The 12,976-nt window shown below is 68.0% G+C and carries 11 protein-coding genes and 1 pseudogene; 7 read left to right on the top strand and 5 right to left on the bottom strand.

The annotated features are described in order from the left end of the window. Window positions 1–42: 42 nt before the first annotated feature. A pseudogene (locus E0F75_RS40630) lies at window positions 43–129 on the top strand (IS5/IS1182 family transposase); the annotation flags it as partial. Window positions 130–476: 347 nt separating this feature from the next. Beyond that, window positions 477–1,886, top strand: a complete 1,410-nt coding sequence (locus E0F75_RS00655) for a DUF4157 domain-containing protein (protein WP_229312402.1) — start codon at window positions 477–479, stop codon at window positions 1,884–1,886. 541 nt (window positions 1,887–2,427) lie between these two features. Here E0F75_RS00655 and E0F75_RS00650 read toward each other — a convergent pair. Beyond that, a complete protein-coding gene (locus E0F75_RS00650; RefSeq protein ID WP_187620448.1) occupies window positions 2,428–2,961 on the bottom strand; it encodes a hypothetical protein in 534 nt (177 codons plus the stop codon). 349 nt (window positions 2,962–3,310) lie between these two features. Between E0F75_RS00650 and E0F75_RS40625 the strand changes: the two genes are divergently transcribed. Beyond that, window positions 3,311–3,805 (top strand): winged helix-turn-helix domain-containing protein, encoded by a 495-nt coding sequence (locus E0F75_RS40625; RefSeq protein WP_374115352.1) that lies wholly within the window; start codon window positions 3,311–3,313, stop codon window positions 3,803–3,805. After that, window positions 3,802–4,146 (top strand): transposase, encoded by a 345-nt coding sequence (locus tag E0F75_RS00645; protein ID WP_229312401.1) that lies wholly within the window; start codon window positions 3,802–3,804, stop codon window positions 4,144–4,146. The genes E0F75_RS40625 and E0F75_RS00645 overlap by 4 nt, the downstream gene beginning before the upstream one ends. Window positions 4,147–4,212: 66 nt before the next feature. Here E0F75_RS00645 and E0F75_RS00640 read toward each other — a convergent pair whose 3' ends face one another. Both E0F75_RS00640 and E0F75_RS40620 read right to left on the bottom strand, forming a co-directional pair. Further along, a complete protein-coding gene (locus tag E0F75_RS00640; RefSeq protein WP_187620445.1) occupies window positions 4,213–5,091 on the bottom strand; it encodes a GNAT family N-acetyltransferase in 879 nt (292 codons plus the stop codon). A 43-nt stretch (window positions 5,092–5,134) separates the two neighbouring features. Beyond that, a complete protein-coding gene (locus E0F75_RS40620; protein ID WP_374115351.1) occupies window positions 5,135–5,653 on the bottom strand; it encodes a transposase in 519 nt (172 codons plus the stop codon). A 496-nt stretch (window positions 5,654–6,149) separates the two neighbouring features. Here E0F75_RS40620 and E0F75_RS40615 point away from each other — a divergent pair, with 496 nt between their 5' ends. Together E0F75_RS40615 and E0F75_RS00625 are read left to right on the top strand one after the other, a co-directional pair. Then, window positions 6,150–7,301, top strand: a complete 1,152-nt coding sequence (locus E0F75_RS40615) for a DUF4157 domain-containing protein (RefSeq protein WP_374115350.1) — start codon at window positions 6,150–6,152, stop codon at window positions 7,299–7,301. A 497-nt stretch (window positions 7,302–7,798) separates the two neighbouring features. Continuing rightward, window positions 7,799–8,332: a hypothetical protein gene (locus E0F75_RS00625; protein ID WP_187620444.1), complete on the top strand. Its 534-nt coding sequence runs from the start codon at window positions 7,799–7,801 to the stop codon at window positions 8,330–8,332. Window positions 8,333–8,818: 486 nt separating this feature from the next. On the opposite strand, the gene E0F75_RS00620 is transcribed toward E0F75_RS00625, so the two are convergent. Together E0F75_RS00620 and E0F75_RS00615 are read right to left on the bottom strand one after the other, a co-directional pair. After that, the gene (locus E0F75_RS00620; RefSeq protein WP_187620443.1) at window positions 8,819–9,304 is read right to left on the bottom strand and encodes an AbfB domain-containing protein; all 486 of its coding nucleotides are present in this window, start codon (window positions 9,302–9,304) and stop codon (window positions 8,819–8,821) included. A gap of 114 nt (window positions 9,305–9,418) precedes the next feature. Next, window positions 9,419–9,640: a hypothetical protein gene (locus E0F75_RS00615; protein WP_187620442.1), complete on the bottom strand. Its 222-nt coding sequence runs from the start codon at window positions 9,638–9,640 to the stop codon at window positions 9,419–9,421. Window positions 9,641–10,652: 1,012 nt separating this feature from the next. Between E0F75_RS00615 and E0F75_RS00610 the strand changes: the two genes are divergently transcribed. Continuing rightward, a complete protein-coding gene (locus tag E0F75_RS00610; protein WP_187620441.1) occupies window positions 10,653–12,296 on the top strand; it encodes a matrixin family metalloprotease in 1,644 nt (547 codons plus the stop codon). Window positions 12,297–12,976: the final 680 nt, after the last annotated feature.

Raw genomic sequence — 12,976 nt, 5'->3', positions numbered from 1 at the left:
CGGGCACCGTCGACGACGTGATGGAACATGCCTTCCGCCTTGCTCGAAGAACGTGGGCTCGGACGCTCTCGCGGCGGGCTGACCAGCAAGATCCACCTGGCCTGCGACGGACGGGGCCGGCCGTTGGCAGCCGCAGGGGGGCTTCCAGCTCTTCATACAGGCATAGACGTGATTGACCCGGGCTCGGACCTGTTTGTGGGACGGGTTGTGGCCCTGTCTCAGCCACGAAGGCTGGGCCGCAGGGGCGCCCGTGCCTGCGGTTCGCCGAAGGGCCGGGCGGTGGCCACGGGCGCAGGGGAGGCAGGGCAACGAAGGGTGCCCGTCACACTGCCCTCCCGCGCCTTCCCTCGCCGTCCGGGTCAGGCGATCTTGCGACTATCCGCTGGACCTACGCCCGGAGCTCACCGATGTCACACCAGCACGAAGTACGTCATGCCCCCGCGAAGAAACCGCCCGGCCCCAGGAGGCCCGAGCCCATGGGTCCCGCAGGGCTTCTGGCCCTCCAGCGTGCCGCCGGGAACGCGGCCGTGGTGCGCGCGCTCCAGCTCGCCGGCCATCCTCACGCCCAGCCCCAGGCGGTGGAGCAGCACCAGCACGGTGCGGGCTGCGGCCACCAGGAGGCCGTGGAAGGACCCGCCGTGCAGCGGTCGACCGTGCACCAGGTGCTGCTCGGGGCCGGGCGGCCGTTGGAAACACCGCTGCGCGCCGAAATGGAGGCCCGGCTGGGCGCCGACTTCTCCGACGTCCGCGTCCACGACGGAAGCGCCGCCCGCGCCTCTGCGAGCGAGATCGGCGCCCGCGCCTACACCTCGGGCAACAGCGTCGTCCTCGGCGAGGGCGGCGGCGACAAGCACACCCTGGCCCACGAGCTCACCCACGTCATCCAGCAACGCCAGGGCCCCGTCTCCGGCAGCGACAACGGTTCGGGCCTGTCCATCAGCGACCCCACAGACCGTTTCGAACGGGAGGCGGAAGCCAACGCGAGCAAGGCGATGGCCAGCGACCCCGAGCCGCGGACCGTTGCGGTCCCCGAGTCCGCCTCCACCGGCCAGGCACGATCCACCCCCGCCCACCCGGCGGTCCAACGCATGATGGGGCCACCCCGGCTGACCCCGCAGCAGATGGCCCAGCTGCAACAGGAGCGGCATGATCAGATGCAGCAACAGCTGCAATACCTCAACCAGCAGACCATCGCTGCTGGAAACCCGAACTTCAACTACGGGCAGGGTTACACCAGACCGAACATCCCGGACGCCGCCACACGGCAGATCCTCCCGTACCAGACCGGAGCCCTCGCCTCTCCCGGAGCACAGCTCCGCGCGGAGGAGATCCAGGCGCAGGGCGGAACGTTCAACCCCTACGACCAGTGGGGACACAACAACTTCACCGGTCCCAACGGTGGCGTGGGAGCGACCCCGGCCGGCGTCTCCATGTCCCGGAACCATCGGCTGTCCGATCACTACATCGCGAAGATCCTCGAAAGTGCCGCCCAGAACTACGACCACACGGACCAGGCTCACCAACAGGCCACGCTGAACTTCTTCCGGGCCTGCGTTCCGGGCAACGACGTACAGACCGCCATCAACCAGTTCGTGACCCTGAGGAACCAGCCGGTCAATCAGACGCAGGCCGTGTTCCGCCAGTTGGTCTCCACGGTCTCGAACAGTCCGAAGAATCTCCGCTTCGGTGTCTCCTCGACGAACAGCGGCATCGGAAAGGCCATGGACGGGGGCTATTACAGGAATGACGGCGGCTTGACGCCCTTCTCCGATGAGATCCACGGGGAGGTCTACGGCCTGGCCGACGCGCGCCTTATCTCACTCGGGCTCGCCCAAGACGCCCTGGATGTGCGTCTTGGCAAGGAGACGTCGTCCGGTCTTCTCTGAGGACGGGAGTCGCACCGGTTCGGGTTCGGGCCCGGATCGGCGACCGGACAGGACACGAGGGTTCCGGTGCCCCTCGTCGATCCGCAGCGGGCGGTCGAGTGGCCCGGCCGCCCGCCGGCGCCACCTCGTTCACGTTCTCGCCCGCATGAAGACCTGGAAAGGTCCTCGGTGATTGCCGGTTGAAGGGCGAGGCTCCATCACGCGATGAGCGGAATCGCCCACCTGCACAACCTCGCACTCGGCCGGTAGACGAGCCAAGCGGCAGCAGCCGATCACGGGCCCACCGACTCGAAGAACGTTACGGGACAACCCGTAGCGCCCAACTCGGGCGGGGGTCAAACAGGCCCTCGCCCCAAGGGGTGTTTGGGGAGCCTGGCGGATCTGTGACGGAGCCCCTGTGTGGAGCGGCCGAAGGCTGCTCCACCACCGGTGGGGGAGTAGCTGGAGGGGCTGCTCCCGACAGGACCTCTGACGTGCGCGACCACTGGGTCGTGGCTCTCGGATCAGGCCGGAATCGCCCGGAACCGGGCCGCGGGTCTCGTCAGTTGGGGAAGGAGAAGTAGAGCGCTTCGCTGTAGAAGGACGCGAAGTGTCTCTGCCAGTCGGCTCGGACCGAGGCGAGCCAGTCGTCGTTCTGGCCGGCGATTGCCGCCTCGGCCTTGGCGACGGCGTCGGGGATGTCCTCGGATGCCAGACGCTGCACGCTCGCTACCGGATCGTCATCCGACATCGAGACGATCTCCCCGGTCTCCAGGAGGAAGTACTTCGCCTGCTCTTTCTCGAGGTGGGCAGTGGTCCTGGCAACGCATTCGGCGAACTCGGCGTCTTCTTCCAGGCCCTTGCCGACCGCGCGCAGGAGGTCGCGGAGCAGGGCCGCCCCGTCGGCGTAGCGTGCGGCGATGCCGATGGGTGGGTTCCAGATCATGGACGGGACGATCGTCGTTCCGCGCCCCACCATGAGCTTGTGCGCGAGCGGGATGTCCCAGTTGTGCTCGGATATGCATCGGACCCGCTTGGGGATCTCCGCCTCGTTCGGCATCGAGTCCGCGGAGTAAAGGTATGAACGGTTCGCCATGGTGTCGACGCTAACACCGGGGACCGACAACGCCGGCGCCGTCGGACTCCTGGCGCGCGGTCAGAACGCGCGGGAGGGACTCTGGCCGGGCGGGGTGGGGTGGGCGTCGGTCCGCTCCCGGTGCTGTAACTGGTGAGCGGCGAGCGGAACGATCCGGATGATCTGAAAGAAACGGCCGCCGGCCTACGCGAGGCAGCAGGCAGCCGTGGAGCCTTGGGTGGCCGCTTGTGGCGGAGCAGTCCTCGGGTGCGTAGCCGACGCCGATGGTGCCGCCTGGCTCGGTGTTGACGGCGGTGATCCGGAAGCGCCGCATAGCGGGCAGCGGGTCCGCCGGTGGAGACGTGTCTGAGTGAGGGGCGGTACCGATGCTTTGCGCCGGCGTCCGGCCACCGGGCGTCCGGCCACCGGGCGTCCGGCCACCGGGCGTCCGCCCAAGCTGGACGAGGACCAGGTCGAGCGGGTGCGGTCCGCGTTGGAACAAGGTGCCCAGGCGTATGGCTTCGAGGCCGATCTGTGGACCCTGGAGCGAGTCGGTGCGGTCGTCATGCGGGTGACAGGAGTGACGCTGTCGAGGGCGTCGGTGTGGCGGTTGCTGACCGGCCGGCTCGGATGGAGTCTGCAGCGGCCCGAGTGGCCCGAGCTCTTTGCTGCCGAGGTCCGCCGCACCTATGCACCCCGTGGCCGCGCCCCGCTCCTGCGGCACCGGCTGAACTGGAAGCCTGCCTCGATGGCTGCGGCCCTCGGCTACCACGCCGCCGCCCCCGATCGAGGTTCTCGGTTGTGCTTCCACCTCAACCCGGCAGCTATGACACCGCTGGACTCATCGAGGTCCTGGAGCAGATGAAAGTGTTCTACCGCGGGGAACGAGTGGTGCTGGTCTGGGACGGACTGCCCGCCCACTGGAGCCGGGCGATGCAGGCCTGGGTCGCCGAGCAGGACTGGCTCAGCCTCGAGCGACTACCCGCTTACGCGCCCGTGCTCAACCCGGTGGAACTGCTGTGGTCCTCGCTCAAGAAACGCGAACTCGCCAAACTTGCCGGTGACCACCTCGCCGACGTCGCAGAAGCGACCGAGCAAGGCATCCACCGCATCAACGGCAACCCGCAACCGCCCTGGCCCTTCCTCACCCACACCGGGCTCACTCTCCGCCCACCAGCCCCACAGAACCAACGAAGAGATCAGTAGTGCCTGTTGTGAAAGTGCCGACGGGCCGGACGAGGTGATGCCCAGGTCCGGCCCGTCCGCTCGTCTCTACAGGTCGAGCTGATACTGAAGTGTCGTGTGCGTGGGCAGGTAGCCGAGGCTGTCGCTGATGTGTCTCATGTGCGTGTTGCTGTCGGCGGTGTCGGTCAGGAGGCCGCCGAGGTCCGGGTAGTGCCCGTGGGCTTGACGGATCGACTCGGCCTTCATCCAGCGGCCGAGGCCGTGTCCGCGGTGCTCAGGCAGCACGCCGGTGCCGTAGTGCTGGGCATCACCAGTGCCGCCGCCGGGCACGACGAGTTCGGTGAACCCGGCGATCGAGCCGTTGGAGGTGTCGATGGCGACGACGGTGTGCAGGTGGTCGCCGCGCTGTTCGACGGCCTTCGCCGCAGCCCGGACCCGGTCCACGTCCCAGGTCGTGGTGCCGTGGTCGGTGTCCTCCATGGGCATGTCGTCCATGGCGCGACGTGAGTCGGCGAAGGTCTGGGCGAGATCGTCGGGGACGGTTCCCTGCCAGGACGCCAGCCGGTAGCCGGAATGCGGACGCTCAATGATCTCTGCCAGGGAGGGGATGTCCACATCGGCCAGGGGCAGGCGGGAGTACCTCAGGGTGAGGACCTTGCGGAAGCCGCGGGCCGGCAGGAAGTGGTCGCCGGGTGATCCGGCCCCGGCCTGCGCTACGACGCAGCGCCGGGTGTTGTCCCGGGCGGCGGCCACGACAGTGTCGAGTAGCCGGGAGCCGACGCCCTTGCGGCGCTCCACAGGATGGACGTGGAGGGTCAGTTCGGCCAGGTGCTCTTGTCCGCCATCGAACAGGCGCAGAAAGGCCGTCCCGACAGGGTTGGTATCGGCGTCGGACGCCAGCCATGCAAGGCGTCGGCTGTGCGCCCCGTGAGCGGGGTCGGTCAGAGGGGTGATGCGGAGCGACAAGGTGTCTCCGTCGTGAGGAGGTGGCAAAGGTCAGTACGCGGGCTCAACTGCTGGGCACTCCTGCGCATGTGCTCCACACCTCCTCGTCGACAGTGCCGGTCCGGATCACTATGGACGGCTGGGAGAACCTAGCTGGTCTATCGGCTCCTCGGCAAAGGGTTAACTGAAGGCTGCTGCGGCCGCGGGGGCACAGCCACTCATTGATGGCCGCGACCAGCACGGTTGCTTCGTAGCGGACGGCGAGTTTGTCGTATCTCGTGGCCACGGCCCGGTGGCGCTTGAGGCGATTGATCCCGCATTCGACCGCGTGCCTCTCGCGGTGGTCGGCCTTGTCGAACGTCGGCGGCCTGCCACCGCGGGAGCCGAACTTCTTACGGTTGCGAACCTGGTCCTTCTTCTCCGGGATCGTGCACCGGATCCCATGTCGGCGCAGGTAGGCACGGTTCTTCCGGGAGCCGTACGCCTTGTCGGCACGCACTCTGTCCGGCCGCTTGCGGGGACGCCCTCTTCGGGTTCGGCGCCCGCCCCTTGGCGCGATCGCCTGCTGCGCGCGCCTCCACACGGGCGGTTGCGATGCCGCGCTCGCCCCCGATGGCGGAGCGTTAGCCGGACGTCAGCCATACGACAACGGGTTCGTTGATACTGCCTCACATCGCCCGATCACCTCGCCGTGTCACGACGCGTCACCGATGTGAGGGGCCCTGACGGGGCAGCGGCTGGGCAAGCAGCCACCCCGCTCTCGAAAGGCAAACGCCATGACCCTGCCGCCTAGTCACCCCCGCAGCGGCCTGGCGCGGACAGCCGGCGTTCAAGGACGCGAGCGGCCGCACCAAGCCGCCCCGCAGGCTCGGCCCGCGAGAATGCCCGCGGGGCTGGTGGCGTTGCAAGCGGCCGCGGGCAATGCCGCGGTCCTCCAGATGCTCCGCGAGGCCGGACACCCGTGGGCCCAGGAACAGCACCAGCACGGCGCGGGCTGCGGGCATCAGCAGACCGAGCGGTCGGCGCCCGCTGTGCAGCGCTCCGCCGTCCACGACGTGCTCCGTACCGCCGGACGCCCCTTGGACGACGCCACCCGGACCGACATGGAAACCCGTCTCGGCGCGGACTTCTCCGACGTCCGCGTCCACGCCGACGCCGCCGCCAAGGCCTCCGCCGCCGAAGTCGGTGCCCGCGCCTACACCAGTGGCAACCACGTCGTCATCGGCGACGGCGGCGGCGACAAGCACACCCTCGCCCATGAGCTCACCCATGTCATCCAGCAGCGGCTGGGGCCCGTCGCCGGCACCGACAACGGTTCGGGGCTCAAGGTCTCCGACCCGTCCGACCGATTCGAGCGCGAAGCCGAAGCCAACGCGCGAACCGTCATGCGCGCCTCGCGTCCCGTGCAGCGGAAGTCTCGGGGAGAGTCCTCCGCCGCACCCGTCGGGACGGTGGTCCAGCGAGGGAAATCCGGTAAAGCGAAGAGTTTCTACGCCTCTCGCCCCTCCATGGGTGAGTCGCTGACGAACGGCCTCACCGGAAGGACGCCCGCCACCTCGTCACGCACGCTCAACCCCTACGAGAACTACGTCGGCAAAGCAAAGGACAAGACCGGCAAATATCATCTTCAGGACATGGAGGTAGACCGCAATCACCGCCTCTCGTACCAGGGGACGTACGAATTGCTCGACAGCGCGATCCGCAAGTCCGCCACCTTCGGCAGCACCATCATCAACGGCCTGGTCAACCTCACTGGAGGGGGCCAGAAGGCGACAGCCGCGTCGGAGCGGGCCTTCAAACTACGGAAGGAGATATCCACGCTCGGCGCGATGTACGACGACAGCGTCAACGTGAGCGACCTCAAGGCGCTCGGAACGAAGTCCGGCACTTCCGCGCAGGTCGTGGGAAAGATCAAGAGCTATGTGAAGTTCCTCCATGACGCGGCACACAGCACGGCGGACACCATCACCAACCTGCGGGGCGGCGACGCCAGCACGAACCGAAGCATCTCCGACAGGTTCGACCCCGGAATGACCGCCACAGGAGCCATCACCCCGACATCGCGCTCGCTCATGGACTACGTCAGGGGAGCCGCGCAACGCGGGGACACCTCTCCCCGCATCGCAGAATTCGCGGACCCCCTGACGGACGCCAACGGCAACGACGTGAGTTCGAGCGACCCCCGGGCCATCGACGTCAAGGAACTGGAGCGCAGGCTGAAGAACCTGTAGAGGTCAGCCTGTGAGGGCGCCCTGGGCGGCGTCTTCACATGATCTCGGCTGGGGGATCACGGTGCCGTGAGACGTCGTCATGAACGGTCCGATGCCGAAAGAGAATTCGTCCGGCCGTAACCGCCAGGGTCGTCACGGGGCGGACTGCGTGACGATCGTGGCCGCACCGTGGACACCGAGTCCTGGGGCCACCACCACCGCCCGCTGACCCCACCCAGGGGTGCCCCCGTCTTCCGCGACGTCCCCAGCGGAAGACGGGGGCACCGGCGTGTGGCCGGTCGGGTGCGTCGAAGGCGTTGCGTGGGCCGGCCACCGCGTATGGCCGGCGGATGTCCGGGTCAGGACGTGCGCTGCGTGATGAGGGGACGCCGGTGCCGTGAAGACCGTGGTCGGGCGGGCCGTCGCCTCTCGGCCGGGCGCGTCCGATCGGTCGGATCTTCCGGTGATCGCGCTGGGCGAGGCGGAGCTGAGGCTATGGATGTGTCACCGGACCATCCATGAGCATCAATCTCAGGAGCAACTTCATGCGCCCCATCAGAGCAGCCTGTCTTGGAACGGCCACTGCGCTGGTCGCCCTTCTCGTCGGCGCCCCTGTCGCGGCCGCTGGCGCGGCCGGCACCGATTCGGTCCACGCCAAGGGCAAAGACAAGGTCATCATCCTCATCGGTCGGCTCGCGGAGCAGACGCGCTTCCCCGTCAACCCCGGCGGTGCCCCCGCCCAGGGCGATCGGACCGTCTTCCGCTCGATCCTTTCCGACCAGGACGGCAAGCAGGTCGGCGAGACCGGCGGCACCTGCGACACCACCCGGGTCGACAACGGCGGAGCGGAGGTGTGCGTCGTGACCTACACCCTCCCGGGTGGCCAGCTCTCGGTGCAGGGGATGGTCTTCGGCCATCTCAACCCGGGCCCTCCCCCCTCGTTCGACAACGGCATCACTGGCGGTACCGGCAAATACAACCGGGCTCGCGGCTCCATCCACGCCGAAACGATCGCTCCCGGCACGAGGCGCTTCACGATCAACCTCGCCTGAAAGACGGGTGTCACCATGCCCGTTCACGGTGGCATTGGGCACTCTGACATGTCTTCGTGGTGAGCTGGCCTCCCCAAGCGCACCTATGGCCTCCCGTGGGGAGCCGGGAGGCAGGCGCGGCCATGACTGCCGCGGGCGTCGCGGAGCAGGGCCGACGGCCAGGTCCGCGGGCGAGCGGTGCGGAAGGCCGCGTGCCGTTCACCCTGTCACCGGGCCGGTCAGGTACGCCAGAGTCGTGCACGAACCGGCCAACAGCAAGGCGTCCGAAGTCCCGGTCCCTGGGGACGCCGCGGCCGGATCGGCGAGTTCGATGAGCTCCTCCACGAGGGCTTCCATCCGGTCGGGGAAGGGATCCGCGTGACGAGCTGACCCTCCATCCGGGTCGGTGATGTTGCCGACGCCACCAAGCGCCGCCCGGATGCCACCACGTGTCCGCAGCTATGCGAGAACAGGACCTGTTCAGCGGCTGGTTGCGAGTAAGCCGATCTACGGCTCCAAGAAGAACCAGCTTGTCGGCACCATCTTGAATGTGGCGTCTTCCCTTGCCGAAGCCGGGTTGACGCCGAGGGATTCGACGTAGACGTGATAGTCGCGGTGCCGGATCCATCGGTCGCGGAAGTTGAACGACTGGAAGGAGATCCAGCCGGCATCCACGTTTCCAGACTTGCCGCCACGCACGAAGTAGAGTGAATCGTCGGCGAAGACGTCGACCGGCGTGGCGGGGTTCCACGCCTCAAGATAGAGCCGGAAGTTCCGATGGCGTAGGTAGAAATTTCCCTCGTCCAGACGGACGGACTTGAAGCGGACTGTCGGTACAGTCTCCGTGCCGTCGAACGCTTGGCCGCGCTCGACTTGGAAGACGAAGCGGGACTTCCTGTTCGGATCGAACGGATTCAGTTCACCTTCAAAATTATGCGACTGAACGTACATGTCCTGACGATTGAAGGACTGAATATTCACCATCTCTACCATTTCGACTCCTCCAATCCAGCAAGGTGTCAACTTCCATGCTATAGGCAGCGGTACGGCGACGCTCCTTGGGGAACTCCGCTACAGCGCTGCCCACGGTGGCCGACCCGGCAGGGGTCAGGGCACCCCCCACTCACTCATGTCGGTGATCTTGCCAGCTTCGACCGACGGCACGAGCGTGGCTCGGTGATCACTGCTCGGATTCCGGGCCATCATGAGCTCGTGGCTGGTGACAACAGGCAGCATCCGGGTAGTCGGCAGGGGCAGGGGGCGCTCCTCCGAGCTGAGGTCGAGCGTGTGCTGGCTGAAGCGGAACGGCTGGAACGCGCTGCCCACCATCGCATCCGTTTCTGGTCTCTCATGGATGTCACGCTCGGTTTCCCCGCTGCGGTGCTTGCCGCGCTTTCCGGCGCTGCTGGGTTGTCATCGCCGGATGCCCGTGTTCCAGCGGCACTGCTGGCCCTTGTGTCCGCAGGATTCGCAGCAGGGGCGGGCTTTCTTCGCAGTGACGTAAGACGCGCCGAGAACCGGCGCAGCCGACTGGCGTGGGCTGAGGTCGAAGCGGGAGCGCGATGGCTCCTCGTTCACGAGGAGCAGATGCGCAACGAAGCTGGGTCAGAAGCTCTCCGCAGTCTGCTCGCGTGCCGGACAAAGGCCATCGCGACCCACACAGGAGATGCCGAGGGCGGCACGCGGTCGTGATGCTGCCCAAGATGGCCATTCCGACAGTGATCAGGGCGGATCCCCCAGTCGCTCATGCCGGGGATCCTGCCACGAGCACCGCACGCCGCCTCAGCCGCAAGCGTCAGCGGCCCGTCAGCCCCGGTCAGTGGCGGAGCCGATTCCGTCTGACGACCAACTGCACTGAGGCGGACGCTCGATCCTGCCTGGCGGTTCGGGCGAATCGTCTTCATTGAGCCGGCCGAGACCCAGGTCCGCGCCCTCTCCGTCGAGCAGACTGCTCGTCTCGACGCGGCGCTGAACATGATCGCGGCGGCCCCGGCCGACGTGAAGCAGCACTCCACTGCGGCTGCGTTGCGGGACTACCAGCACGACGGCATCCGTTGCGCCCTTGGTTGGGCATGGGTCCGCTGGATGTACGCGGGGGGTCTGCGGTGTACCTCCGCGCGCTGCTGGGGGTGCCGGCTGCCATCACGTGGAAGCGCGGTTGAGGCTCGCGCATGACATGCAGCAAGATGCAGCGCCACGGGGGCCGCGACGCACGCCGCGGGGCGGAAGAAGACGCGTGGCCACACCGGATTGCGGGGGGTGTCGCCCCGCAGGAGACTGAACGTGTACCCCGTTCCTGCAGGACTCGGTTCGATTCCCGTCGACACCGGAGGAGTCCGCCATGGGACAGCACACAACCGAGTCGAGACCTACCATCACCGGTGTCGCCATCACCAAACCCGGCAAGAGGCAGGACGGCTTCGAGTACGTTCAGAAGTTCCTGGAAGAGCTGGGGTACCTTCCGGCGCACTCCTACGAAGCCGGGCGCCTCGACAACATCACCTCACTGGCCCTGGCCAGGTTCCAGGAGCACAGCGCGCTCACGCCTACGGGTTCGTTCGACGAACGGACGCGCGAGGTCATGCTGAAGTCCCGCTGCGGGTTCATGGGTGACCCGGACCCGGTCTTCCGCGCGATCGGAGAGCCCATCCTCCACAGCGTCAACGGGCCCATGTGCGCCTGGGACAAGAACCACTTCACCTACGCGTTCGGCGCGGGGACCGTTCAGATACCCGGTGACGACGAGTTCACCGCCGTGCGGACCGCGTTTGCCACGTGGCAAGCCCTCCTCCCCATCACGTTCACCGAGGTGTCCTCGGGGGCCAACCCCGACTTCATGGTCAGTTGGGTTCCGGCGAACGACCCCGACTACCCCCTCCTGGTAGGCCCACGCCACGCACATTCCTTCCCGCCGCCGGGGTGCGGGACGCCCGATATGCCCAAGCCGCTCCACTTCGACAAGGACGAGCACAAGTGGCGCATAGGGGCCGAGCCCGACTGCTTCGACGTGGAGAGCGTCGCCCTCCACGAGATCGGCCATCTCATCGGCATGCGGCACGCGGCCGGAGTCGGCATGCAGCATGACGTCATGTGGGCGTTCTTCGATCCCAACACCCTGAGGCGGGTGCCGACGGCGAACGACAAGAGGCGCGCGCGCAGCCTCTACTGGCAGCAGCTCGACGGCAACCCGGCCACCGTCCAGCTCGCCGCGTCAGGCAACCGGCTCTACCAGCGCCACAGCACGGGCGCGGTCTTCGAGTACACCGGAACGCCCATGATCGGTTGGGTGGCACTCGACCTGAACCCCACGACGACACAGATCGTCGCCGACGGAGGCGAGCTGTACCAGCTGCGTCACACCAGCGGCGCGATCCTCCGGTACACCGGCACCCCGCTGGGGGGCTGGCAGCAGCTGGACAACAACACCGCCACCGCGCAGCTCACCGCGTCCGGAGGGAACCTCTACCAGCGTCACAACTCCGGTGCGATCTTCCGGTACACCGGCACGCCCATGACCGGGTGGCAGCTCCTGGACAACAACCCGTTCACGACTCAGATCGTCGCCGACGGCAACCAGCTGTACCAGCGGCACACCACGGGTGCGATCTTCCGGTACACCGGCACGCCCCTGACCGGCTGGGAGTTCCTCGCCTTCGCCGGCAGCGGCGCCACCCGGATCGAGGCCGGCGGCGGAGTCATGTACCAGTTCAGGCTGGCCAGCGGTCAGATCCTGCGGCACTTGGGAGGCGCGTCCTGGGACACGGTCGACACCGACCTGCGGACCTTGGAGATCAGCGCCTCCGCCGGGGACGTGTACCAGCTCCTCGACAATGGAGAGATCTTCCGGCACACGCCGAGCGGCGAGGTGGGGCAGGTGAGCCACCTCCGGCTGCCGGGCCGACCCATCCCGGTCATGATCGCGAGTTCGAGCACCCAGCTGTACCACCTGCGCGCCAACGGAGAGCTGATGCGGTACTACAAGTAGCGCGTAGGTGGGTTGAGTTGTGGTCGAGGGCGCCGGCGGCTCCTGGGTCGCCGTCGGTTCCGGCACCGCCCGAGGCCCCGGCGCCTCCGGATCCGCCTTGGGCGCCGGCCCCGCCGTCGGCGGCGAAGACGCCCTCGCTGTTATGGCCGCCCTTTCCCAGGGCACCGGCGGGGCCACCGAAGCCGCCCCCGCCCGCGCCGCCGGGACAACCCGTGGCGTACGCGGCGCAGTAGTTCACGCCTGCCGGGCCGGCTGTGGCCGTGCTCGAGGCGAAGGTGTTGCCGGACTGGGCGAGGAGTGGCTGGGTCGTGAAGTGGGCACCGCAGGAGGCATCTCCGCCCCGGCCGCCCCTGATCCGCCTGGCCCTCCCATTCTCCCGCCGGCGGAGTTCCCCGAGATCAATCCGCCCGTCGCGTGGAACACCCCGTCGCTCCAGACACCCCCGCCGCTTCCCCCGCCTCCGGTGCCACCCGGACCATCGGCCCCCGAGGGCCCCCGTCGCCTCCGGCGCATCCCTCGCCCCCCCCGCGCTGCCGAACCGACCCCCGCGTCCCCCTCCCCTCCGAGACCTCCTCCGCCCGCCGCGTTGCCGGCACCACCGCCCCCGCCGTTTCCGCCCACGGCCCGGTTGCCTTGGGCCGTGGCCGCCGACCAGGTGACCGTCGCGGCGTTGCGGATGG

This window comes from Streptomyces sp. CB02980 (assembly GCF_014451325.2).
Taxonomy (GTDB): domain Bacteria; phylum Actinomycetota; class Actinomycetes; order Streptomycetales; family Streptomycetaceae; genus Streptomyces.
The sequence above is the reverse complement of the archived record's forward strand: the minus strand, read 5'-3'. Positions and strand labels throughout refer to the sequence as shown.